This is a genomic window from Lacrimispora sp. YZC11, from assembly GCF_057543815.1.
Genome location: NZ_BAAJYQ010000002.1, coordinates 270,843 through 295,220, shown reverse-complemented (window position 1 = coordinate 295,220; position 24,378 = coordinate 270,843). Strand labels below are relative to the sequence as shown.

The 24,378-nt window shown below is 45.3% G+C and carries 21 protein-coding genes; 1 reads left to right on the top strand and 20 read right to left on the bottom strand.

What is annotated here, in order from left to right:
- Positions 1-195 precede the first annotated feature (195 nt).
- On the bottom strand, positions 196-2,022 hold the full coding sequence (locus AC27IJ_RS01260; protein ID WP_487147300.1) for an LTA synthase family protein: 1,827 nt from the start codon (positions 2,020-2,022) through the stop codon (positions 196-198).
- A gap of 269 nt (positions 2,023-2,291) precedes the next feature.
- Positions 2,292-2,696, bottom strand: coding sequence for an HIT family protein (locus tag AC27IJ_RS01255; RefSeq protein WP_312445911.1), 405 nt, complete (start codon positions 2,694-2,696; stop codon positions 2,292-2,294).
- Positions 2,697-2,802: 106 nt separating this feature from the next.
- Between AC27IJ_RS01255 and AC27IJ_RS01250 the strand changes: the two genes are divergently transcribed.
- A complete protein-coding gene (locus AC27IJ_RS01250; RefSeq protein ID WP_312445909.1) occupies positions 2,803-3,228 on the top strand; it encodes a VOC family protein in 426 nt (141 codons plus the stop codon).
- Between the two features lie 134 nt (positions 3,229-3,362).
- Here AC27IJ_RS01250 and AC27IJ_RS01245 read toward each other — a convergent pair whose 3' ends face one another.
- From AC27IJ_RS01245 to AC27IJ_RS01160, 18 genes are all read right to left on the bottom strand, one after another.
- Positions 3,363-3,827 (bottom strand): cytidine deaminase, encoded by a 465-nt coding sequence (locus tag AC27IJ_RS01245; protein ID WP_487147274.1) that lies wholly within the window; start codon positions 3,825-3,827, stop codon positions 3,363-3,365.
- Positions 3,828-3,884: 57 nt separating this feature from the next.
- Positions 3,885-4,592, bottom strand: coding sequence for a purine-nucleoside phosphorylase (deoD, locus tag AC27IJ_RS01240; RefSeq protein ID WP_312445906.1), 708 nt, complete (start codon positions 4,590-4,592; stop codon positions 3,885-3,887).
- Positions 4,593-4,609: 17 nt separating this feature from the next.
- Complete coding sequence (udp, locus tag AC27IJ_RS01235) at positions 4,610-5,386, bottom strand: uridine phosphorylase (RefSeq protein ID WP_487147273.1); 777 nt, start codon at positions 5,384-5,386, stop codon at positions 4,610-4,612.
- Between the two features lie 17 nt (positions 5,387-5,403).
- The gene (locus AC27IJ_RS01230) at positions 5,404-6,123 is read right to left on the bottom strand and encodes a Crp/Fnr family transcriptional regulator (protein ID WP_312445903.1); all 720 of its coding nucleotides are present in this window, start codon (positions 6,121-6,123) and stop codon (positions 5,404-5,406) included.
- 83 nt (positions 6,124-6,206) lie between these two features.
- Positions 6,207-7,124, bottom strand: a complete 918-nt coding sequence (locus AC27IJ_RS01225; RefSeq protein ID WP_313256709.1) for an ABC transporter permease — start codon at positions 7,122-7,124, stop codon at positions 6,207-6,209.
- On the bottom strand, positions 7,117-8,241 hold the full coding sequence (locus AC27IJ_RS01220; RefSeq protein ID WP_312445900.1) for an ABC transporter permease: 1,125 nt from the start codon (positions 8,239-8,241) through the stop codon (positions 7,117-7,119). Before AC27IJ_RS01220 ends, AC27IJ_RS01225 begins: the two co-directional genes overlap by 8 nt.
- On the bottom strand, positions 8,234-9,769 hold the full coding sequence (locus AC27IJ_RS01215; RefSeq protein ID WP_312445899.1) for an ABC transporter ATP-binding protein: 1,536 nt from the start codon (positions 9,767-9,769) through the stop codon (positions 8,234-8,236). The genes AC27IJ_RS01220 and AC27IJ_RS01215 overlap by 8 nt, the downstream gene beginning before the upstream one ends.
- A gap of 70 nt (positions 9,770-9,839) precedes the next feature.
- Positions 9,840-10,895, bottom strand: coding sequence for a BMP family lipoprotein (locus AC27IJ_RS01210; protein WP_331655741.1), 1,056 nt, complete (start codon positions 10,893-10,895; stop codon positions 9,840-9,842).
- A gap of 24 nt (positions 10,896-10,919) precedes the next feature.
- The gene (locus tag AC27IJ_RS01205; RefSeq protein WP_487147272.1) at positions 10,920-11,783 is read right to left on the bottom strand and encodes a YjjW family glycine radical enzyme activase; all 864 of its coding nucleotides are present in this window, start codon (positions 11,781-11,783) and stop codon (positions 10,920-10,922) included.
- Entirely contained in the window at positions 11,780-13,276 is a 1,497-nt protein-coding gene (locus tag AC27IJ_RS01200) for a YjjI family glycine radical enzyme (protein WP_312504342.1), read from the bottom strand. Before AC27IJ_RS01200 ends, AC27IJ_RS01205 begins: the two co-directional genes overlap by 4 nt.
- Before the next feature lie 326 nt (positions 13,277-13,602).
- Positions 13,603-14,796 carry an elongation factor Tu gene (gene tuf, locus AC27IJ_RS01195; protein WP_312445894.1) on the bottom strand — a complete coding sequence of 398 codons (1,194 nt, stop codon included), beginning with the start codon at positions 14,794-14,796 and terminating at the stop codon, positions 13,603-13,605.
- Positions 14,797-14,950: 154 nt separating this feature from the next.
- The gene (gene fusA, locus AC27IJ_RS01190; protein ID WP_312445892.1) at positions 14,951-17,071 is read right to left on the bottom strand and encodes an elongation factor G; all 2,121 of its coding nucleotides are present in this window, start codon (positions 17,069-17,071) and stop codon (positions 14,951-14,953) included.
- A 15-nt stretch (positions 17,072-17,086) separates the two neighbouring features.
- Positions 17,087-17,557, bottom strand: a complete 471-nt coding sequence (gene rpsG / locus AC27IJ_RS01185) for a 30S ribosomal protein S7 (RefSeq protein ID WP_312445890.1) — start codon at positions 17,555-17,557, stop codon at positions 17,087-17,089.
- 179 nt (positions 17,558-17,736) lie between these two features.
- On the bottom strand, positions 17,737-18,156 hold the full coding sequence (rpsL, locus tag AC27IJ_RS01180; RefSeq protein ID WP_038281378.1) for a 30S ribosomal protein S12: 420 nt from the start codon (positions 18,154-18,156) through the stop codon (positions 17,737-17,739).
- Positions 18,157-18,366: 210 nt separating this feature from the next.
- Positions 18,367-19,626 carry an ABC transporter substrate-binding protein gene (locus AC27IJ_RS01175; protein ID WP_312445887.1) on the bottom strand — a complete coding sequence of 420 codons (1,260 nt, stop codon included), beginning with the start codon at positions 19,624-19,626 and terminating at the stop codon, positions 18,367-18,369.
- 106 nt (positions 19,627-19,732) lie between these two features.
- A complete protein-coding gene (locus AC27IJ_RS01170) occupies positions 19,733-20,650 on the bottom strand; it encodes an AraC family transcriptional regulator (RefSeq protein WP_487147271.1) in 918 nt (305 codons plus the stop codon).
- 108 nt (positions 20,651-20,758) lie between these two features.
- Positions 20,759-21,838 carry a glycoside hydrolase family 88/105 protein gene (locus AC27IJ_RS01165; protein WP_312504383.1) on the bottom strand — a complete coding sequence of 360 codons (1,080 nt, stop codon included), beginning with the start codon at positions 21,836-21,838 and terminating at the stop codon, positions 20,759-20,761.
- On the bottom strand, positions 21,831-24,362 hold the full coding sequence (locus AC27IJ_RS01160; protein WP_487147270.1) for a hypothetical protein: 2,532 nt from the start codon (positions 24,360-24,362) through the stop codon (positions 21,831-21,833). The genes AC27IJ_RS01165 and AC27IJ_RS01160 overlap by 8 nt, the downstream gene beginning before the upstream one ends.
- Positions 24,363-24,378 lie beyond the last annotated feature (16 nt).

The window sequence follows — 24,378 nt, the reverse complement described above, 5'->3', positions numbered from 1 at the left end:
TATATTACTTTGGAACGTAATGGCCCAGCTTTCGTAGCCGGTGGTGTTAGCTATGGTGCGCGGCCGCCCGGGACTATATAACTACTGCAAAATAACGGTCATTGGGAAGTATCTTTCATATAAAAAGCGGATGCGGCATCTTCCTGCCCCATCCGCCTTTTTTATCTGATTTTTCCGGTAACAGCCCACCCTGGCTTATTTGTCGGTATCCAGAGAAAACATTTCCTTATACTTTTTTCCATCAAAGATGTGGTTATACACCAGATATTCATAGTCCATGATCAAGTCCCTGTACGGACTTTCCGGATCCTGTAAAGCCTCCCAGGAATAGTAGGTTCCTTCTTTATTAAAACATCCGATGGGGTGTACCACAGGAAAGGTCTCTTCCATTGTCAGGAGAAACTGCTGATAAGGTGTCATATTGACTCCGGCTCTCTTTAACACCTCTGAGGAAAGATAAATAGCTCCCATTTTCCCCTTTTCCTCTGCCCGTGTCTCATAATTCGTCCAGATCATAAACGGGGTCTGGTACCACATCAGCCGATCCTTATTCTTCACAAGGTTGCTGGGTGTCCCTGAAATTTCATCAAAAAATTCATCTTCCACACTGGGCTGATGATCCCCGAAAAAAACGACCATAGTAGGCTCCGTGCTTTTCTCAAAATAAGAGATCAAATATTCCAGTGCTTCATCCGACCGCTTCATAAGAGATAAATACTGGTCAGCCTTTGGGTATTTACCCTTCAGTTTTCCGGTCAGCCATACCTCCTGGTCAAAATTATCATACAGGGTCTCATAGCCTCCATGATTCTGCATGGTCACATTAAAAAGAAACAGTTTATCCTCCGAATTTTCCTTGGATTCCACCCTTTCTATCAACTTTTCGTAATCCGCACGGTCACTGACATAGTTTCTAAGCAGCTCACTGTCCTCATAATCTTCTATATCCAGAAATTCATCAATCCCCATGTTCCGGTAGCACTCCTGACGATTCCAATTCTCTTTTGGATAAGGGTGCATGGCAACAGTCTCATAGCCCTGGGATTTTAAAGTACTTACAAGGCTGTATGTATTGGGCTTGACATTAAACTGGTAAGCAATGCTGTTAGCCGGAAGTAAGGAAACGGAATCTCCCGTAAGAAATTCAAACTCAGAGTTGCTGGTCAAAGAGCCGAATACAGGAACGCTAAGGCTTCCCTTCATCGTATTTTCCTTCAGACTGTTTAAAAAAGGAAAATATTCCTGGTTCGTTTCAAACTCTCCTGCCACTTTTAAATCGGAAAAGCTTTCATTCATAATGCATATAATATTGACCGGCGTTGTCTTACCTTCTCCCTCCACGTCAACATCTCCCGCAGAAGCCAGAAGGACCTGATTGTCCTCTCTCACAGAATCATAAATCTGCTTTACTTTTGAAAAGCTGTAGCCCTTCGGCTTTTTCTTCACCGCATAATTAAGAGAAACAGCCGTTGAAAGCACATATCCGTATTCCTGATAGGTCTCACCTACCTCCCACATATTAATTTCAAGTCCTTTGTATGGGATTAAGCATGTATAAAACCATAAAATAAAGCTCAGGACAACACCTGTACTTCCCCCGGCAAAAACCAGGCGCTTGTTCCTGCCCTTTACCCTTTTAGGGAATATCAGGGCAAAGATACAGATTGCCTGGACTCCCAGACAGGCAAGGTACATTTCCTCAGTTAAAACAAATTCATAATTTCCTGCCACACTCATGGCGGTCCGAAGAGCCAAAACGTCCCAGATCATGATGGGTCTTCCCCGGAAGCCTAAAACCAGGTATTCTGCTACAGAAACAATATACAGAAAAACTGCTGTAAGCGGGATTCCTATCCTGGTGCTTCCGCTGACAGTAAAAGCAGCAAGATACAACAAGTAGATCCAGCCTATATTTAAAACAGCCATGGACAGGGGGATTGTCGGCAAATTGCCGGTTACATATTCAAACAGAATATAAGATGCGCAGGGAATTAAAAGTATGATGACAGTGGTTATAAACATCCCTGCGGTTTTACACCACTTAAGCAGCCGTTCTCTTATCACTTAAACATCCTCTTTTTCCATATTAGATTGATTTAATGGTACCACAAAGAGACCTTGCCATCAATAGACAATTTATGACAATCCCCTGTTAACTGTACCATCCTTCCACCATGGGCAGCACATCCCAACATCTTTATAACCGGACGGTAGACCGGTATAAGTAAGCAAAAAACACTAATTTATTAACCCATTCATCGGCTTCAAATTAACACTCTGGAATTTACAATTTACTGTATTTTCAATAAACGGTACATGTCTTCCAGGGATTTTTCCCTCTCCTTAAGATCCGGCCACGCATGAATACCATCGTCATCTTTTCTTGGAATTATATGAAAATGAAAATGGGGTACAGACTGCTGCGCACTTGTCCCGCTGGCATTTAATAAGTTCACTCCGGAATAGCCGCAATGGTCTGCATAGTGGTTTGAGATGGATTTTACAGCATTCATGACATGTCCCAGCATTTCCTCATCACAGTCAAGAATATTAGTTAAATGGGTTTTAGGGATGACGATTGTGTGCCCGTCTGCTTCGTTCCCAATATCCAGAAATGCCAGTGTGTGTTCATCCTCAAATATTTTATAGCTTGGGAGCTCCCCGTTAATTATTTTACAGAAAATGCATTCTTTCATGATATTCTCCCAATTCTCTTTTATATAATTATTCAATCCTATGCTTTTTTCCTTCTGTGTAGTATAATAGAGAAAATCAAAATTTATTTGAGGAGGTATTCGCGTTATGGATGATGAACTGAAAATCAAAATGTACTCATTTACATTGGATTGTAAAGACGCGCATGAATTAGCAAAATTCTATGCGGAGTTACTCAAGTGGGAAATAGCGTTTTATGATGAAGAATGGGCATGTGTATGCGCTCCGGGAACGGGTCAGGGGACGTATCCTGGTATATTGTTTCAACAGAATCCAGAGTATAAACCACCTGTGTGGCCGGGAGAGCCCGAGGCGCAACAGCAAATGGCACATCTGGACTTCGCTGTTAATGATTTAGAAAAAGCAGTTCAATATGCAATCCATTGTGGAGCAACAATTGCGAATGAGCAATTTTCTGATAATTGGAGAGTTATGTTTGACCCCGCCGGACATCCTTTTTGCTTATGTCAAATGAAAGACATTTTCGGGAGTGCCCATTTTGCTTTGTTATAGAAATTCATATTTAATAGGGAACAAATAAGACACCAGATATAGCAATGATCTGGTGTCTTGTATTTTTTAAACAAAATCTGTATAAAACAAATTAGAAATATGGTTTATTTACAGAGCTAAGGGTTTTTCGTGGTTTATAGATTTTTAGGTCCGAATCCCATTGGCAGCAATTCCTTTAAATAAAATATCTTATACTCTTCTCTTCCAGCCGCTAATATAATCCGGAATGTTTCCGGGTCGCAAAACTCCATCATCACCTGACGGCAGACTCCGCAGGGAGCCGTGAGCCCTGTAGGGATTCCCTCTTTACCTCCGACGATGCAGATAGCTTTAAATTCCTTCTCCCCCTGGCTGACCGCCTTAAAAAAAGCCGTGCGTTCCGCGCAGTTGCTGGGAGTATATGCAGCATTTTCGATATTGCATCCCTGATACAAAGTGCCGTCAGCAGATAAAAGTGCCGCTCCCACCTTAAATCCCGAATATGGGGTATACGCTCTGCCCATGGCCTCGAATGCCTGGTCAATCATTTCCTTTACAGGAAGTTCTGTTCCGGCTAAAGCCTCGCCCAGCCCAGCACTTTTTACTGTTTCTTCTTTCATTTCCAGCCTCCTGTCCACCACCCTCTCCCGAAAACCGGAGCCGGGATTTTCTGTAATCTACAATTCCAGGGCGATTTCTATCATTTTTCCAAATCCAAGCTGCCGTTCCTCTGCGCTTAGTTTTTCCTCTCCATAAACAAGATCGGAAATCGTCAGCATGCAGAGAGCTTTTTTCCCGGCCGCAGCTGCATTCATGTATAAAGCCGCCGTTTCCATTTCAACGGCCAGAACTCCCATATTGCGCCACTTGTCATTAACCCCGCTGTCAGCATGATAGAAAATATCACTGGAAAGCACATTGCCTACAACCGCTTTTTTTCCCTGCCTTCCGGCCGCATCCACCGCTTTCGCCAAAAGTTCATAATCGGCAATAGGCGCAAATGTTCCCGGAAGTCCATATTGGTAAGCATAATTGGAATCCGTGCACGCGCCCATGGCGATGACCACATCCATAAGCTCCACTTTATCCTGCAGGGAACCGGCGGAACCAATGCGGATAATCTGGTCAACTTCATAAAAATGATACAGCTCATAGGAATAAATTCCCATGGACGGCATTCCCATTCCGCCTCCCATAACGGAAATTTCCTTTCCCTTATAGGTTCCGGTAAACCCAAGCATATTCCGGACCGATGTTACCTGTACCGGATTTTCCAGATACGTTTCCGCAATATACTTTGCCCGCAAAGGATCCCCCGGCATCAAAACTGTTTTTGCTATTTCTCCTTTTTTTGCCCCATTATGGGGAGTTGGTGTCAACTCCATTTGATTTCCTCCTCTTTTTATGATTCATCCTGCTGTATCATCAGACGGATGGCCTCTACCGCTGTACAGATGGCTCCATCCGTATCATGTACGATGGGATTTTCAAGGCCGAGTCTGGCTCGTTCCTGATTGGCTATTACAAGGAATACGGAACCTGCCCTCACCTTAAGCGCACTTGCCACTATAAACAGAGCTGCCGACTCCATCTCCGAAGCCTTGCAGCCAAGCTTCATCCATGCCTCCCATTTGTCTAAGAGTTCATGGGATACCGGTTTTGTCTCCGGAGAATGCTGCCCATAAAAGGAATCCTTACACTGGACAACTCCCACATGATACGGCTTTTCCAGGGCTTTTGCCGCAGCCGCCAGCGCGCCTGTCACTTTAAAGTCCGGGACTGCCGGAAACTCAATGGGCGCGTACTCCCGGCTGGTTCCTTCCATGCGGATTGCTCCGTTTGCAATGACCAAATCTCCGCTTTTCACCTCTACATCCATTCCGCCGCAGGTACCGACGCGGATGAAGGTGTCAGCACCGGACATCACCAGTTCCTCCATGGCAATTGCCGCCGAAGGCCCACCGATCCCCGTAGATGTGACGCTGACCAACTTGCCGTCTAACGTACCGGTGTAGGTCACGAACTCCCTGCTGTCCGCTATCAGCCTGGGATTGTCAAAATACTTTGCTATAAGGGCACAACGCTTGGGGTCTCCGGGCAGAATGACATATCTGCCCACGTCCCCTTTCCCCACCTGGAGGTGATACTGTTTTCCTTCTGTTTCTGAATAATTTGTCATACTTAATCCACCCTTCTCTATATCTCATTCTCATCAATTTTTTCTGCAACCACCGCCTTAATCCGCCGGTATTGCTCTTCATCGATTACAATGGTCCTTCCTTCCCGAGAAATATATCCTTTCTCCTCCATCTGGCTGATACACCGGTTTACGGTTTTTATGCAAAGACCGGTGCTGTTTGAGAGATCTTTTCTTGCAAGCTGTATGCGGCAGGTTCCGCGGTGGGATGATTTCCGGTAAATCTCCATAAAGAGCAGAAACAGCCTGTCGCTTCCCTGTAAAAACAAAAACAGACGTTCCTTCCTGACCTGCTCTAAAAGATAGACGCCCATAGCCTTCACCTGCTCCAAAACCGCATGGATATCTGAAAGCATCCAGCGGCTGAACTGGTCCTTGGACACGCAGAGGAACCGGCAGTCTGTCTCTGTCACCAGAGTGGTCCGGTAGAGATCAAAGCCCATGAGAAATTCCATGGCTCCAAACACCTCCACCGGATAGAATCTGGTATAGTCGTAGGCGATTTCCTGAACCCGGTAATCCGTAGCCTTTACGACACCTTCCACCAAAATATAAATGGTATCCACATTTTCATTTTCGTGAATAAAGGTGGCGCCCTTTTTTAAGTTTACTATCTTAAAGGCTTCCAGGAGCCATTTAGGCGCATTGGCCAGATAATTATTTAAGTATTCCCGCGGCTCACTGCGAAGTTCATTGATTAAAGACATAGCATCGTTCACGATCTTGCTCCTTCCATTTCTTTCTCTTTGATTTCTTCATATCACGTTTATGATCCGCCGGGAATCATCTTATCTCTAAGCTCTTACCTTGCATCCTTTTCGTATGGCTGCCCGCTGGCTTTCGGCGCAGAGGATTTCCCCACAAACAGGATCAGTATCACGATAGTAATGAGATACGGAAGCATAGCCAGAATGGACGAAGGAACCGCAAATCTTCCCCCTCCCAGGGTAACGGTAAGGGCCTGGGCTGCTCCAAATAACAGGCAGGCGCCATAAGCCCCGTGAGGAGTCCATTTTCCAAAAATCACAGCCGCCAGTGCAATAAATCCCTGGCCGCTGATCGCGGTGGGCGTAAACTGAGGGATGATGGCCAGAGTCATGGACGCCCCACCCAGTCCGGCTAAAATGCCGGAAACCAGCACACAGATATACCTGATTTTATATACGTTAAGTCCCATGGTATCCGCTGCTGCCGGATGCTCTCCGACTGCCCGGATATGAAGCCCCCACTTCGTCTTATAAAGAAAGAACCAGATAAAAACGGCCAGTGCTAATGCGATGACAACCGTCACATCAACATTTAAATTCTGAAACGCCTTTGAGTTTAAGCTCCCAAACACCTTTGGGATTTTATGAGGCACCGGCAACGACATGGTAGCGCCGTCAAAAAGCAGGCGGCAGACAAACAGAGCCACACCGGGGCCGATCAAATTGATGGCAATACCGGAAATCGTCTGGTCTGCCTTGCATGTAATTGACGCAAAGGCATGGAGAAGGGCAATAACGCCTCCAGCCAGACCGGCTGCAAAAAATCCTACCCAGGCACTTCCTGAATAATAACCCACAGTAGCACCTGTAACCGCTCCGATGGTCATCATTCCTTCAATACCGATATTGGTAACGCCGGACCGCTCCGACACCACTCCACCCAATGCTGCAAATACCAAAGGAGTGGAATACATAAGTGTAATGCCTACAAATAGCATCAGACTGTTAAGCATGTTTCTTACCTCCCTTCGAAAACCGGTCCACCAGCGGCGGAATGATACGGGTCAGCGCCACAAAAAATACGATGACACCGATAACGATGTTGATAATTTCTGACGGAGCCCCCACCTCGTACTGCAACGACTGGCCGCCATATATCAGACCGCCAAACAGCAGCCCTGCAAAAATACAACCGATTGGTGAACTGGCAGCAATCAGACAGACTGATAATCCGTTAAAGCCCGTGTTTTCAAAGGCTGCCAATGTGGCAATCCCATGAGGAGAATTTCCGGTAATGTAAAGAGATGCAGCCAGCCCGCAGATAGCCCCGGAAATAAGCATGGAATGCAGGATGTTTCTGTTTACATAAATTCCAGAAAATTCCGCTGCGCTCTTATTGAATCCTACCGCTCTGAGTTCAAATCCCTTAGCCGTTTTATATAGAAGGAACCATATAAACACAGCCAGAATGACTGCAATAATAATTCCCACGTTTACATCTGTTTTCAGAATGGTGCTGCGAAGAAATTCGTTCTGTGCAAGGGCCGCCTTTCCCGCCTCCGTGGTCTTGTAATTTCCCAGAATCATCGTATAGCCGGAACGGTTGATCGGGTACGTTCCAATGGTATCCGGCTTATGGAACCGGTTTAAGGTACATATATAATTGGAGAAATAAAGCGCAATCCAGTTCAGCATAATGCTGGTAAGAACCTCATGGATTCCGAACCTCGCCTTTAAGAAACCTGCAATCCCGCCATACACTGCCCCGGCTGCCACGCCTGCAAGGACAACGAGAGGAATCTGGATCACCGGAGGAAAATCAAACAGAATGCCGACTACGGTAGATGCCACACACCCCATAATAAACTGGCCTTCGGCTCCGATGTTGAAAAGTCCGGTCTTAAACGCAAATGCAACGCCGATTCCCGTGAGAATGATAGGCGTACTCTTGATGATTACATTGGAAATGTGTTTCGGACTGGAAAAGACTCCGTCAAACAAGACGGCTAGTGAATGAACCGGCGGATATCCCGCCGCCGCGAGTATGATCCCCGCTACGATAAATCCAAAGAAAACAGCGATCAGAGTCATTGTTAATGGTTTTTTTAAAATCTTTACAGCTTTATCCATGATTATTTCCTCCTGCCATTAACAGACCGATCGTATTTTCATCTACTGTTCCCTGTTGAAACGTATCTTGAATTTTTCCGTCGTAAATCACCGCTATGGTATCGGAAACATTCATGACCTCGTCCAATTCAAAAGAGATCAAAAGCACCGCTTTTCCTTTATCCCTTTCACGGATCAGAGTCTTATGCACGGTTTCAATGGCCCCTACGTCAAGTCCTCTGGTCGGCTGTACCGCAATCAGTATATCCGGATTCATGGCGACTTCACGTCCGATAATAACCTTCTGCTGATTTCCACCTGAAAGCTCCCCCACCCGTCTGGAACCGCAGTCATCCGGCCGGACATCATACGCCTCGATGAGGGTTTGGGTAAACTCTTCCATTTTCTTTCTGTTTAAGATCCCTTTTCTGGAAAATGGCTCTTTGCGGCACCGTTCCAATACCGCGTTCTCATTTACAGTGAAGTCAAGGACTAGGCCCCTTTTCTGCCGGTCCTCAGGAATGATGCTGACTCCGCTGTCTATGACCGTCCTTGGGTTTGTGTTGAGGATCGGTTTCCCGCAGACCGTAATGCTTCCCTTCTCCGCAGGAACCAGGCTGCTGATCGCTTCCACCAGCTCCTTCTGCCCATTTCCGTCAATACCGGCGATCCCCACGATTTCTCCTTTTCGGACCGTTAAGTTAAGCCCCTTTACTGCTTCAAGCTTTCTCTCATTTTTCACAACAAGATCTTTTATTTCCAATACCGTTTCTCCTGGCTTTGCCGGGGTCTTATCCACCACCAGCTTTACTTCATGGCCCACCATCAGCGCAGCCAGCTCTTGTCCGGAAACCTTCTCTACCGGGACCGTATCAATATATTCGCCGCGGCGGATGATGGTACAGGTATCGGAAGATGCCTTGATTTCCTTCAATTTATGAGTGATGATGATAATGGCCTTTCCGTCATCTACCAGATTGTGCATGATGGACAGAAGATCTTCAATTTCCTGAGGAGTCAAGACGGCGGTAGGCTCATCAAGAATTAATAATTCCGCTCCCCGGTACAACGCCTTTAATATTTCCACCCTCTGCTGCATTCCCACAGAAATATCGCAGATTCTGGCATCCGGATCTACTTCCAGGCCGTATTTTTCAACGATTTCCAGGATCTGTTTCCTGGCCTTCTTCATATCTACAATACCTGCGCGGGATGTCGTTTCATTTCCTAAAATAATATTCTGTGTGACCGTGAAATCTTCTACCAGCATAAAATGCTGATGAACCATGCCGATGCCGTTTGCTATGGCCACATTAGGATTTTTTATGTCCACTTTATTCCCATTGATAAAGATTTCTCCCTCATCGGCCTGATATAATCCGTACAGTACATTCATCAGCGTCGACTTCCCCGCACCGTTTTCACCCAGAAGAGAATGAATGCTGCCCTTCTTAACATCCAGACTCATATCCTTCAAAGCGTAAAATGCCCCGAACCGTTTTGTGATTCCGTGCATCTGGACCGCATAATCGCTGCTTACCGTGACCATGACAACTTTCTCCTTTCGTTTTTACACCGCAGGCTCTTTCGATATCCTGCGGTGTAAAATTTTTTCTCTTCTATTTAGCGATAAACGCTTCATATTCCTCTTTTGTGGTCGGCGGTGTCAGTTCTCCGTTCTTAATTTTATCCTTCACCTTTAAGGTATCCTCATAAACACCTTCCGGCATGTTGCTATGCTCCTCAGGAATTCCCACACAGTCTTCCTGTAAGCCGAAGGTCAGGGTCTGACCGCCGATTTCCTGGCCGTTCATTGCTTTTTCAGATACTTCCTGTACTGCTTTTCCAACTAATTTGAGTGCAGATGTCAACACGTTTTCCGGTGCCAGATACGCCTGATCACGGTCTACTCCGATTACCCACTTGTCCGCCTCCTTGGCAGCCTCGATAACACCGGTTCCTGTGCCGCCTGCTGCGTGGTAGATAACGTCACATCCATCTGAATACATTCTTGCAGCAATGGCCTTTCCCTTGGCCGCATCACTAAAGCTTTCTGCATACTGTACGGAAATATCAATATCTTTCCCGAGTTCTTTTGCCGCATACTTTACGCCGGCTTCATAGCCGAACTGGAACTGGTCGATTAAGCCTGAGGAAATTCCGCCGACAAAACCTACCTTTCCGGTCTGTGTAGTCCGTCCTGCCACATATCCAACCAGGAAGGATGGTTCCTGGGCACGGAACATAACTCCAGTCACATTGGAAGGGGTATCCTGATAAGCATTGTCAATGATCGCATACTGGATATCCGGATTGCTTCCGGCTGCCTCCAGCACTGCGTCAGCACAGGCGTAGCCTACGCCCCATAGCAGATTGGCACCGCTGTCTCCCAGCCTTTCTAAATTCGTTACGAAATCCGATGCCTGCTTTGATTCGATGTAGTTAACCTCTGCACCGGTCTTGTTTTTTAACTCGGTAAGACCTTCCCATGCTGACTGGTTAAAGGACTGGTCATTGATTCCGCCTGTATCCGTAATCATTGCAACGGAAAAGCTGCTCTTTCCTCCGGTAGTTTCCTCCTGGGCTTTTGTAGTCTCTGTTTTTCCGCCTCCGCAAGCCGTAAGTGACAGCACCATAGCCGCTGTTAAACCAAATACAATACCTTTTCTCATCATAACCTGAATCCTCCATTTTTCATTCTATACAATTTGTATATCTTTAAACCCACATTGAACCGCCAGTTCCTTTAATTTCTCCATTTGGTCCTGTGTAGGGCTTTTTCTTTTTTCCATTTTGCCTCTCACCCCATAATTGCGGAATGTAATAAGCTTTAACTTAAATTCCTCCAGATAAGGGGTCACTTCGGCGGCAACTCCTCTGATGACCTCCTCCATATCCACATCTTTGTCTTCTGCAAGACCGGAAGAAGATTCTTTATCCAGACATACAAGCCTTACCTCATATAATTTTCCTGCCTGGGCCAAATATTTTAAATTCTTTTTAACAATACTATTATCTCCGCCTGTCAGCCGGTAAAATACATGGGAGTCCCACGCTTTTACATCCAGCATGACTTTATCCGTTACCGCCATGAGCCCCGGATGCTTTGTGAAATCCACGCAGCCATTGCTGTCCAGAAAACAGGATAACCCGGCTTTCCCTGCAAGCGTAAACAAATCTGTTAAAAATTCCGGATACAGGCCGCATTCGCCGCCTGATACCGTGATCCCCTGAATAAAAGGTGTGTTTTTTGAAATCTGTTCCCAGACGTCCATAGCCTCCATCCACCGCACCTTTGGAGATGAATGATTGGGACAGACCTGGATGCAATTATCACACTGAGTACAGACCGCTTCATCCCATATTACATGTTTCCCTGAAAGGGACAAAGCGCCTGCAGGGCACTGGCTTACGCAAATGCCGCAGCCATTGCATAACCTCTGCGTCTCCGGGTTATGGCAGTAAGCGCAGGCGATATTGCAGCCCTGGACAAACACCGAAGTCCGGCAGCCCGGCCCGTCTACTACACTTAAGGGGATCATTTTGTTGATCGCGGCTCTCACTGCAGCCCCCTTACCTTCCGGTTCTCAAGATGGGCATTGCGGTAATTGTCACCGCCCAGATGTACCGTATTCTGGAGTACGGCTTCGCCTTCATAATATTTTTCCATCTCGCTCCGCTTGACCAGATAGCCCGTTATCCGGACCAGATCGCTGTCAGAGGCATAGAAGCTTATATATTTGTCTCCCAGTGAAAAAGCTCCCTTTACGATATCCAGCATGGCAGCCGGATTGTTTCTTCCTGTGGGATCAAAGGAGAAAATATCCGCGCAGCCAGTTGGGAAAAACTTGTGGAACCTGGCACTGTGACGAAGATGGTCAAACATGAGCTCCGGCTCCATCCCTACCGGGATCCGCACGCCAGAGGTAATGCCGTGGTCCGAATCGATGCCGACCTGGGCGTGAAGCGCAAAATGATTATCAAAAACCTCTGAATATAAGGCTTTTGCAGTACCTGCATAATCTGCAATCACCTGCATGATCTGCTCTGCCAGATCATCGGCTTCTTCATTGTGACCATATGTTTTCTCCGGATCTTCCATCAGCATGTTGGTGCATTCCGCCAGCCCTACGACTCCGAACATGGCAAGAAATTTTTCCCTGGAAATAAAGCCTTCTCTAGAGAGGAAAGAGGTTTCAAAGAAATTGGATTCTTCTACAAGGAATCGGATTCTTTCATTCATGTAGTCTCCCATGCGGGTAAGACAATCAGGCAATAACTCTGTTAAAAACTGTTCCCTGCTCTTTGCTTCCGCCGCCAGCTTAGGAAGGACGATTCTCGCCAATGTGTAGGAACCGCCTCCAATGGGAAGGATATTATAGCAGCTTGATATTCCGTAATCGCCGTAAGTGTCCTTGTGCATCTTGTGATTGCAGATAGCCGGGTTTGCACAGTACAGGGAGGTATAAAGGGCAAGCTCTGCATAAGAATCCGGCGTAATGTCCCTGTCATATTTCAGCGTCAAATTGGGAACTGCATTTTGAAGTTCTTTTTCAAGCTTTAAAATCAGGCGGCCCGCTCTCGTCTCTTCCGGCCCCAAATTGGCATGGCAGAAGCCATCGGTTATGGTCCGGTCCAAATAAACAAGGAAAAGCTTCAGTTTTTTTTCCGCTTCCTCATCCGTCACCCCTTCAAGAAACGGCTCAATCAGTTTATCAATATCGCCAAGATAAACGGGATAGCTGGTGATAGAGGGAACATGGCGGTAGAGAATCGTCAGAAACTGCAATACTTCGTCCAGGTCCTTAGGCGCCTCCATCTGTAAAAATTCACAGCCGTTTTTTACTGCTTTTTCGTAGTCCGGCATCACATATCTGGGACGGTAAGGCGCGTGCCCCTCATCCAGATCGCAAATCGCACCGGTGTCCATGTAATGACGGGTTATTTCCGGTATAGAAAGCACCTCCAGACTATTTTCCGCCGCATGGGCCAAGGCTACGACTTTCTGCTCATAAGTCAGGTTCTTTGATGTAACAATGTCTAAAATTTTATTCATGCATCCTACCTCTTTCATTTCAAGTCTTATCCATCATAAAAGGACTTATATCTCTGATACCCCTGAAATATTCACATTATAGCAATTACTTTTTACTATCTAAAGGACTTATGTCCTTTTTGATGCAAATATAATACGATTTGTACATAAGTAACATTTTTACATGCAGAATTTTAGTAATAAATACAACAAAATTTGAGTGAATTTGTACATTCTGCGTTAAAATATTCGCATGATTCCAAGCTTTAACTGGCAATTAGTGCCATTTTAGCGCAAAAAAAGAGCCAAAGCTCTTTGTGAACAAAGGGTTTGACTCTCAATTTTAATTATTCAACGATAGTAGCAACTCTGCCTGAACCTACTGTACGGCCGCCTTCACGGATAGCGAAACGAAGACCCTGCTCCATAGCTATCGGATGAATCAGCTCTACAGACATTTCTACGTTATCGCCAGGCATACACATCTCTGTGCCAGCTGGTAAATCGCAAACGCCGGTAACATCAGTTGTTCTGAAATAGAACTGAGGTCTGTAGTTGTTGAAGAAAGGAGTATGACGTCCACCTTCATCTTTTGTTAAAACGTAAACCTGAGCGGTAAACTTCTTGTGGCACTTTACAGAACCTGGCTTAACCAGACACTGTCCTCTTTCGATTTCAGTTCTCTGAACACCACGAAGTAATGCTCCGATGTTATCACCAGCCCTAGCTTCATCAAGCAGCTTACGGAACATTTCAATACCGGTTACAACAACCTTACGTGTCTCTTCATGGATACCAATGATTTCAACTTCATCAGATACGTGTAAGGTACCACGCTCTACTCTACCAGTAGCAACGGTACCACGGCCTGTGATGGAGAAAACGTCCTCGATTGGCATTAAGAATGGCTTATCTGTTTCACGTACAGGATCTGGAATCCACTCATCTACTGCCTTCATTAATTCAAGCACCTTGTCGCCCCAAGAGCTGGTAGGATCTTCAAGAGCCTTTAAAGCAGAACCCTGGATGATTGGTGTATCATCGCCTGGGAATTCATACTCGTTTAACAGCTCACGGATTTCCATGTCTACTAATTCAAGTAATTCTTCATCGTCAACCATATCGCACTTGTTCATGAATACAACGATGTAAGGAACGCCTACCTGGCGGGAAAGCAGGATGTGCTCTCTTGTCTGAGCCATAACACCATCGGTAGCAGCTACAACTAAGATAGCGCCGTCCATCTGAGCAGCACCAGTGATCATGTTCTTAACGTAGTCAGCATGTCCTGGGCAGTCAACGTGTGCATAGTGTCTCTTCTCTGTCTCGTACTCAACGTGAGAAGTAGAAATTGTGATACCACGCTCTCTCTCTTCTGGAGCCTTATCGATATTCTCGAAAGCTACTGCCTGTCCAGTACCTAATCTTTCATGAAGAGTCTTTGTGATAGCAGCTGTTAAAGTAGTTTTACCGTGGTCTACGTGACCAATGGTACCGATGTTACAATGGGTTTTGTTTCTTTCAAACTTAGCTTTAGCCATTTTATAACGTCCTCCTTAATTTATGCTCTATTTGAGCTTTAATTTTTATGTTAGGCTGTTTTTTATTATATGCTATTTGTGCACTATTTTCAAGCCTATTTGATGGATTCCAGACAGTCATTGCCGCCTGGAACCCAGTGGAACCAGTTAGGAATTATTTGCCCTTTTTATCTGCAAGAACTTTTTCCTGTACGCTCTTCGGTACCTGCTCATATTTCTCAAAGAACATGGAGTAGTTACCGCGTCCCTGTGTTCTGGAACGTAAGTCTGTGGAATAACCGAACATCTCTGCCAACGGAACATATGCTTTTACCATCTTTCCGCCGCCGATGTCTTCCATACCTTCGATACGGCCGCGACGGGAGTTGATATCACCGATAACATCGCCCATATAATCCTCTGGCATAGTTACTTCTACCTTCATGATCGGCTCAAGAAGGATGGCGCCGCCCTTGTTCATAGCATCCTTAAACGCCATGGAACCGGCGATGTGGAATGCCATTTCACTGGAGTCTACCTCATGGTAGGAACCGTCGTATACGTTCGCCCTAACACCCAGTACCGGGAATCCACCCAGAATACCGGACTTAGTAGCTTCCTCGATACCTTGGCCAACTGCCGGAATGTATTCCTTGGGAATCGCACCACCGACAACAGAAGACTCGAACTTAAAGGTCTCTTCGCCGTTAGGATCCATCGGCTGAAAACGAACCTTACAGTGTCCGTACTGACCACGTCCACCAGACTGCTTTGCATACTTGCTGTCAACTTCAACTGATTTTGTAAATGTCTCCTTATAAGCAACCTGAGGAGCACCTACATTGGCTTCTACGTTGAATTCACGAAGAAGACGGTCTACGATGATCTCCAGATGAAGCTCTCCCATACCGGAAATGATAACCTGGCCAGTTTCCTGGTTGGTCTTTGCGCGGAAGGTAGGATCTTCTTCTGCAAGCTTTGCTAAAGCTTCGCCCATCTTGCCCTGACCAGCTTTGGTCTTTGGCTCGATAGCAATATCGATAACCGGCTCTGGGAATTCCATGGATTCCAGAATAACCGGATGCTGCTCGTCACAGATCGTATCACCTGTTGTTGTTACTTTAAAACCAACGGCAGCAGCGATATCACCGGAATATACTTTGTCCAGCTCGGATCTCTTGTTGGCATGCATCTGAAGGATACGTCCAACACGCTCTTTCTTGCCCTTGGTCGCATTCAGCACGTAGGAACCGGAATTCATAACACCGGAATATACGCGGAAGAATGCCAGCTTTCCAACAAACGGGTCTGTCATAATCTTAAATGCCAGAGCTGAAAATGGCTCTTCATCAGAAGAATGACGCTCGATTTCATTGCCGTCCATGTCAACACCCTTAATAGAAGGAATGTCAGTAGGAGCCGGCATAAATTCAAGAACTGCATCAAGGAGCTTCTGAACACCCTTGTTTCTGTATGCGCTTCCGCAGCATACAGGAATGGCCGTACAATTGCAGGTTGCAGCTCTTAATGCTTTCTTTAATTCTTCTACGGAAGGTTCTTCCCCTTCCAGGTACATCATCATTAAGTCATCATCTAACTCGCAGATTTTCTCAACTAATTCACCGCGATAAAGTTCTGCATCATCCTGCATATCCGCTGGGATATCAATGATAGAAACGTCATCGCCCTTGTCACCGTTGAAGATATAAGCCTTCATTTCAAACAGATCTACGATTCCCTTGAATTCATCTTCTGCACCGATAGGCAGCTGAATGCAGATTGCATTCTTGCCCAGACGGGTTTTGATCTGTTCAACAGCGCCGTAGAAATTTGCACCCATGATATCCATCTTATTAATGAATGCCATACGGGGTACGTTATAGGTATCAGCCTGACGCCATACGTTCTCGGACTGTGGTTCAACACCGCCCTTTGCACAGAATACGCCTACGGCGCCATCAAGTACACGTAAGGAACGTTCAACCTCTACTGTAAAGTCAACGTGTCCTGGAGTATCAATGATGTTGATACGATACTCAGGAGCGCCTGGCTTCACCTGGCAATTTTCATGCATGGTCCAGTGGCAGGTTGTAGCAGCTGAAGTAATTGTGATACCTCTTTCCTGTTCCTGCTCCATCCAGTCCATGGTGGCAGTACCTTCATGAGTATCACCAATTTTGTAGTTTACACCAGTATAATAGAGGATACGCTCGGTCAATGTAGTTTTACCTGCATCGATGTGGGCCATAATACCAATATTTCTGGTTCTCTCTAATGGATATTCTCTTCCAGCCAAAGCTTTTTCCTCCTCTTAGAATCTATAATGAGAGAATGCCTTGTTTGCCTCAGCCATCTTGTGCATATCTTCTTTCTTCTTTACAGCAGCACCTGTGTTGTTGGCAGCATCCATCAGCTCATTAGCAAGTCTTTCTTCCTGAGTCTTTTCGCCTCTCTTACGAGAGTACAGAGTAATCCATCTTAAGGCTAATGTTTGTCTTCTCTCCGGTCTTACTTCGATCGGCACCTGATAGGTAGCTCCGCCGATACGTTTTGCCTTTACCTCAAGTACAGGCATAATGTTGTTCATCGCCTCTTCGAATACTTCAACGGCTGGTTTGCCAGTCTTTTCTTCCACACGGGTAAATGCGCCGTATACGATCTTCTGAGCAACACCCTTTTTACCATCATACATGATGTTGTTGATCAGCTTTGTAACAACTTTATTATTATAAAGCGGATCTACTAATACGTCTCTTTTTTGAGTATGTCCTTTACGTGGCACGTTACTTCCCTCCTTAATATGGCCGTTCAGCCTATACTGACCAATCGGCTATTCATTAGATCCTAGGTACTCACAAACATTCAAGTTGCGTTCGCGCTCGGTTTCTATATATATAACCCTGCAACCTACAGGTTCAATATCTAAAGTCCGGCACTAGAAATTCAAATGTGTGGTTCTAATTATTTTTTATCTTTCGGTCTCTTTGCACCATACTTGGAGCGAGCCTGTCTTCTGTTAGCTACACCTGCAGTATCCAGTGTACCTCTGACGATATGGTATCTTGTACCTGGTAAGTCTTTTACTCTACCGCCACGGATTAAAACAACGCTATGCTCCTGAAGGTTATGACCTTCGCCTGGGATGTAACTTGTTACTTCGATACCATTAGAAAGACGTACTCTGGCGATCTTTCTAAGTGCTGAGTTAGGTTTTTTAGGTGTAGCAGTCTTAACTGCCGTGCAGACGCCCCTCTTCTGTGGAGCAGAAATATCAGTTGCCTTTTTCTGTAAAGAGTTGTAACCCTTCTGCAGAGCTGGTGCCTGAGATTTCTTTGCGCTTGTCTGTCTACCCTTTCTTACTAACTGGTTAAATGTTGGCATTCCATTCACCTCCTGTGATATTGTCTGTTGGTTGCTGTTATCTTCAGCTTAATTTACGCACAAAAACTTGACGCGTTAATGCACGCCTAATTATTATATACATATTGTATTTTTCTGTCAAGGTTTTTTTAAAAATAAAACATTTCATAATATAAACCCGGAGCTTAAATTCCTGATGACATTCCTGCTCCGGGTTTTATAAATGATGAATTAATTCAGTTCCTTCAGTGTATCAGTGATCAGCCCATCCATTTCTTCTGCATACTGGTCTACAGTCAGTTTTCCTGCCAGCACCTCGATAAGCTTATCCCTCAAATCACTCTGGACAGCTCCGGTAAATGCCTGATACCCCCATTCCGCTCCTGGCTGGGAATCCGTAGCAGCCAGTTCCTTTGAAAAAATTTCAAAAAATTCTTTTCCATATTCATAATCCAGACTTTCATTTCCTTTTACCTGGGATAGGTAGCTGTTTTCCTTGCAATACCTGGCATTATTCTCTGCCTTTGAAATCCATTCAATGAACTGGGCAGCCTCTTTTTCTACTCCCGTGTTCTGGAATGCAGCCAGATACTTTCCTCCCGGCACGGAGGAGCGTCTTACTTCCTTTGGAAGATAAGTTACACCCCATTCAAAATCAGTGATCTGGTCTTTGTAGTTTGAAATCATCCAGCTGCCGGCAAAATGCATGGCAACCTGACCGGTCCGGAATAAATTATTTGGATTTTCAGAACCAAGCCATACCGATGACGGAATGATTTCTTCGTCATGAAGTTCCTTAAAGAAGCTCACCGCGCTTCTGGTTTCTGGTGTATTGAAATTGGAAGCATTTAAATCCTTATTTAACAGGCTTCCCCCTGCCTCGTAAAGAAGTGTGCTGAATCGCTGGGGGGATTTGTCATATACAAGGCCGTATTTGCAGTCACTTTTCTCCATAACTGTTTTCATGGCGTCCTTCCATTCTTCCCACGTCCATACCTCTTCCTCTGACTGGGGAACTAACACACCGGCCTTCTCAAAAGCCGTCTTGTTGTAGATCAAACCATTGGATGTCACATCCATGGGAGCAGCCAGAACCTTATCATCAAAAACAAATTTCAGCCCTTCGCCAAAGCTGTTTACAAAGGCGTTCTTATCCGAAACATACTGTCCTAAATCCACCAGCTGATTCTGGAACGGACCTAAATTAGTAAGCCTGGCCAGTGCCGGAGCCTCTTTGCCGTTGAGCATATTTTTAATTTTACTCTCCAAATCCGCATAGGGAACCTCGATCAGTTCAATTTTGATGTCGGGATGCTCCGACATATACTGATCTGCCAGCTTCAGGAAGGATTCCCCCTCCTTTCCGTCACTGAACCATACTACATCCAGAGTTTTCACTTCACTGTCCGCCTTTTTTCCCCCTCCGGAACAGCCGGTGAGTGCACCAAGCGCCAATACCCCTGCTAATACCAATGATACCGCTTTCTTCATAAATAACCTCTCCTTTTCATTTTTTCGCCCGGTTTTCGGGCATATAATTGATATTCCCATTCCATCGGCTGAACCTGTATAAAAGCTGCGTATTAAGAACAGGAAATCATTCATGGTTGCTTTTTCTGGACTGCGCATATTTTTTCGGCGTAATCCCGGTCAGCTTTTTAAAAACCTCAATAAAATGGCTGTCACTGTTGTAGGAAAGCTTCAAGGCCACATCCGTCACCGAATTTCCTTCCTTTAACAGGGCTTTTGCTGCGATGATCTTCTGATTCGACACATACTGCATGAGTGTAAAGCCTGTTTCCTTTTTAAAATAATGGCTCAGATAATAACGGCTTATATAAAATTCCCGGGAGATTTCATCAAGATCCAGCCTCTCCTCCACATGAGTTGCAATGTACTTTTTCAGCTGTTCAACCCTTTCCCTATATAAAATAGGGTCCTTAAACTCCTGCTTCTGTTTCTCCTCTCCCCAGCCCCTGATGCTTTTGTTTTTCTCTTCTTCCATAAAAAACCGGTACATTTCATTAATGGCGGTTATGGCTTCCAGAATAGCAATTTTAAGACGGACCGTGGACTCGGCACTGTTTTTATGGTCGGAATTTATATTCCTTTCAATTTTCCCAAACGATTTTTCTACCTTCTCAAGCTTTTCCCCGGAAAGGTGGAGCCTGTGGATAAACTGTTCCGGCCGGTTCTCAAAAAACATGGAAAAATCGTAGTGAAATGCTGCTCCCATATGCACAAGAAGTTCCGGCTCAAACATAAGGACATAACGGTTGTGGGCCTTTCCTTCCGCCCCGCTGGTCCTGTGATATTCCTTATTGTTAATAAAAAACAAATCCCCGGCTTTTACGTGATAAGCACGGTTTCCGATTTCCATCAATGCCCCGTCCGTAAGGAACAGGATGATTTCATACTGGTTGTGAAAATGGAAGCCCTTCATGGCCCAGTTTTCGGAACTTCCATGAAAATAGTACAATGATTCAAATTCTTCAAAGAATACCCTTTCTTTCATTTTCGCAACCAATCCTTTCTATGGCATGTTATTCTTAGTGAAGTCTGGCGCAGCCCGGCCGGACTTAGAAAAATGGCCGTTCGGTGAGCCGTCAGGCGAGTGGAACTGCTAGCTCCAATACGGCTGCAGCGCCTCCTGAAGCACCAGGATCATAAGAGCCTGACCATAAGTCATGGGACAGCGTGGAATTGTTTTATAAAAGTCTTCATCCATTCCAATAGGGGTGCCATAGGATACGTTTGATACTGTCCCATCCTCTTCAATATAATCCATAAGGCTTTCCATGGCTTTTTCAATCAGTTCTCCAAATTCTTCCCTGTTTAATATCCCCAGCCGGACGCCCTTCATGATACCGTAAAGAAAGGCGGCGCTTGCGGATAATTCGATATAGGAGGAAGCATCGTTAATGACCGTATGCCACAATCCCTTTTCCGGATCTGCATACCTTTTCAGTGCCTTGACCTGATTCTCATATACATTGAGGAAATAGCGTTTTAACCCTCCATCAAGCTCTATCTCGCCAATGAGCTCCATAATGACAATGGTATACCAACAGTTCCCTCTTCCCCATAAAATGCCTCCGTAGTTATCTCTTCGCTTAAAATTAAAGCCATGATAAAAGAGCCCCTCCTTCTTATTCAGAAGATATTTGATATGGCTTAATATCTGATAGCCGGCCTCTTCCATGTAATCCCGGCGTTTTAGCAATTTACCTGCCCGCGCTAAAAACAGCACCGTCATAAAAAGGGTATCTATTAAAATTTCATCCTCGTTGGGATCACCTGTGATCATATGCTGAAAACAACCGTCACCTGTCCTGATCAGCATTTTATCCTTCATGATCCAGTCCGCCCAGTCCTGAATGAAAGCCAGGTACTTGTGATTCCCTGTTTTCTCATAAAGATAAGTAAGGGTCAGCATGGGAGATGTGGTATTCACATTCCGTTCCAGGATTCCTTCTTCCAACCTCTTATCATACCAGTCTACCAGGAAATCCAGTATCTCTTCCCTTCCACTGACTTCATAATATTTATAAAGTCCGAAAAGCCCTACACCCTGTGGCCACTCCCAGCAATTGATGTCAATGAGGCTGATGGGATATTTCTCTTTCATCCCATTGTTCTTAAGTACCATCATCCTTCCGGATACAAGATTCAATTTTTCATCAACCGCCTGTTTGTCAATCACGTCTTTTCTTCTCCCTTAATGTTATTTTTCCTTCCACTCCCAGGGGATAATCATATACCGCTTTTCCATTTACCCTTAAAAGAGATTCTTCATCTACCAGATAACAATCTCCTCTGTCATCGACTACTCTGGTTTCTTTACCCTCCATAGCAATCTCTATTTTCTGGAAGGCCTCAAAAACTCCGTCAAGACTTCCGTACTCCTCCATGCTGCCCACTCTCATCACCCATACATTATCCCTGCCCCTGCTGATGAACTCACGGAACCGGTTCGGGCCCTCTTCCTGTATGTTCAGGCCATTGAAAGCTTTTACAGCCAGATATGCCCCGTCTTTTTCCAGCACAAGCACGCCGCCTTCCCCCTTATAGCGGGAAAATGCGCTGATAGGGATATAGGCATGGGTATAATCAATTCTTTCTTCCTCGTGGATATGGTATCTTAAAATCCCCGTGTCTCCATACTGCACTCCCAGAGGAAGCACCCCATTGCCTGCCCAGAAATTAGGCCTTCCGCTTCCATAAGGAAAGGATTCTCCCGGGTGATTGATAAAAGCCTGGGCTACTTCGTCGATCACTGCCTGCATGATATGTTCCTGATACCCCTTTTGGAAAGGCTTAAACCCTACAGCAGTGGATAAAAGCCCGTAACTGTCCTTATACAGATAAAGGTTCACATGGCCTTCAAATCCCTGGGTATTTTCAAATATCATTTCCTGGCCTTTTTCCATTACCGCATAATCCTTATACTCTTTTGGAGCTTCATAATCCCCCAGAACCAACGAGATGTAACCTATACAGGCCCTGTTTAAATAACCGGCATTGTATGCAATATACAAAAGAGAAGTGGTTCCGGCATTATAATTTCCCTTCATTTCTTTCTCATAGGTCCGTCCAAAGCTGGTCATAACAGCACCCTTATGGGCATTTAAGGCAATGGAACGGAAAATCATATCAAGAGCTTTCTTTGCCTTTTTATGAAGGGAGCTTTCCCGGTCCGTCAGGTTATAAAGAGTGCCGATTCCCAATACATCCACAGGTATGTAGGCATTGGAGTTCCATTCCGTTATGAACTCCCGGAAGAATTCATCAAACCACTGATGAAGCAGTTCTTCTCCTCTTTCCTTTGCTTCTGCTCCGGTCCTGCCGCTGTTTGTGAAGACGTAGTCCGGCAGATAGGAACCGGCCAGATACTGACAGCAATGGAACAGTAGGGCATGGTTTTCACTGAAAAACCACATCACGTCATCTCCCGGCTCATCGATCCAGTACCGGTAATTTACCATAGCATCTTCCAGGGCAGCTTTTAAGGTTTCAGATATCCCGTCATAATAAGTGCCGTAAATATAAAGCATGATGATAAAATGAAAATCCGAGCAGTCTTTCCTGTTTCTGACTCCTTCCAGTTCTTCCAGAAGAATGCGTTCCGCCCTCTGGTATTCCCTTCCGGCCTGGAACAGTGCTGCCGCCTTATAAGTGTTTTCCGGAGCAAACCGGATTATGGTTTCTAAGGCATGGCGTTTCCTGACCATTACATCAGACTCGTGATATGTGAGAAATTCCTTCCTAACCAGCTGGTTTCCGATCTTTCTCTTCAAGGAAATTCCCTTATAGTCCAGGGAGACCGTAAAATAATAATATCCCGGCGGCATCTCATCCGTCTCGAATAAGTAAAGGCCCTTTTGTTCTGGTTCCATGGTGTAATGCTTTGTTTTTATCATTTTCCAGGCTTCCTGCATCTTTTCAACAAATTCACCTGGAGCTATGATGACATCAAGCTCCAAAGGGATATCAAAGGGATTGTTCAGATTCATTTTTAAGGGCTCGCTGATATAAGCTTCCTTGTCAAAGCTCATTCCATTCAGCATACGTTCCATTCCGGCAAGCACTGTTTCCTCTGTCTCTTCGCCGACAGGAAGCATAAGCTTTAAGGTTGCATCTCCCAGCCGTTTTATGCGGAAGTAATAATCCGTATCCCTCTCAGCCAGATCATCCAGGCAGACAATCACCTTATTATGCCCCTGCAAAAGCGGTACGGACACCACAGTCTTCTTCACCAGGTTCCGCGTAAACGGAGTAAAATCTGTAACCAGTCGGTCATTGACCCACAAAGTGAGCCCTCCGCATGTCTCCAGTTCAAAATCCACGGTTTCCTCTTTTTCTGCACAAAGCTCCACATAACCATACAACCGCAGATAAGTAGGCTGGTAATAAAATCCGGAAGCATCCACCCCGGTGTTGCCAAATGGAAAATACATCTTCACAGGGCTTGTCTGGTCAAATACGGTGATTTCATCACCATGCTTGATTCCGCAAAAATCAGGACAGGGCGGCAGTTCTTCTTTTCTTTTTGCCGCAAATTCCTTCCTGCAGGGATTTTCGTGAATGGCAAACCCTTTCTTTAACCATTCGTTTACCCGTCCGCTTAAGGTAGTTTTCGTAAACTGCTGGATCTGGGTGTACACTCCTGTGACTAAAAAACGGTTTACAAACCCTTCCGCAAATAGCGGATATTCCAGATATTTCATGTCTTCTCTTCCTCTC

Bases quoted from the DNA above. Each gene is read 5' to 3' on its own strand.
- rpsL (WP_038281378.1), bottom strand. From the start codon at position 18,156: ATGCCAACATTTAACCAGTTAGTAAGAAAGGGTAGACAGACAAGCGCA.
- udp (WP_487147273.1), bottom strand. From the start codon at position 5,386: ATGACAAATTATTCAGAAACAGAAGGAAAACAGTATCACCTCCAGGTG.
- AC27IJ_RS01200 (WP_312504342.1), bottom strand. From the start codon at position 13,276: ATGAATAAAATTTTAGACATTGTTACATCAAAGAACCTGACTTATGAG.
- AC27IJ_RS01225 (WP_313256709.1), bottom strand. From the start codon at position 7,124: ATGCTTAACAGTCTGATGCTATTTGTAGGCATTACACTTATGTATTCC.
- deoD (WP_312445906.1), bottom strand. From the start codon at position 4,592: ATGGAGTTGACACCAACTCCCCATAATGGGGCAAAAAAAGGAGAAATA.
- AC27IJ_RS01245 (WP_487147274.1), bottom strand. From the start codon at position 3,827: ATGAAAGAAGAAACAGTAAAAAGTGCTGGGCTGGGCGAGGCTTTAGCC.
- AC27IJ_RS01210 (WP_331655741.1), bottom strand. From the start codon at position 10,895: ATGATGAGAAAAGGTATTGTATTTGGTTTAACAGCGGCTATGGTGCTG.
- AC27IJ_RS01160 (WP_487147270.1), bottom strand. From the start codon at position 24,362: ATGAAATATCTGGAATATCCGCTATTTGCGGAAGGGTTTGTAAACCGT.
- AC27IJ_RS01250 (WP_312445909.1), top strand. From the start codon at position 2,803: ATGGATGATGAACTGAAAATCAAAATGTACTCATTTACATTGGATTGT.
- AC27IJ_RS01175 (WP_312445887.1), bottom strand. From the start codon at position 19,626: ATGAAGAAAGCGGTATCATTGGTATTAGCAGGGGTATTGGCGCTTGGT.
- AC27IJ_RS01255 (WP_312445911.1), bottom strand. From the start codon at position 2,696: ATGAAAGAATGCATTTTCTGTAAAATAATTAACGGGGAGCTCCCAAGC.
- AC27IJ_RS01260 (WP_487147300.1), bottom strand. From the start codon at position 2,022: ATGTTTATAACCACTGTCATCATACTTTTAATTCCCTGCGCATCTTAT.
- AC27IJ_RS01170 (WP_487147271.1), bottom strand. From the start codon at position 20,650: ATGAAAGAAAGGGTATTCTTTGAAGAATTTGAATCATTGTACTATTTT.
- tuf (WP_312445894.1), bottom strand. From the start codon at position 14,796: ATGGCTAAAGCTAAGTTTGAAAGAAACAAAACCCATTGTAACATCGGT.
- AC27IJ_RS01215 (WP_312445899.1), bottom strand. From the start codon at position 9,769: ATGGTCACGGTAAGCAGCGATTATGCGGTCCAGATGCACGGAATCACA.
- AC27IJ_RS01220 (WP_312445900.1), bottom strand. From the start codon at position 8,241: ATGGATAAAGCTGTAAAGATTTTAAAAAAACCATTAACAATGACTCTG.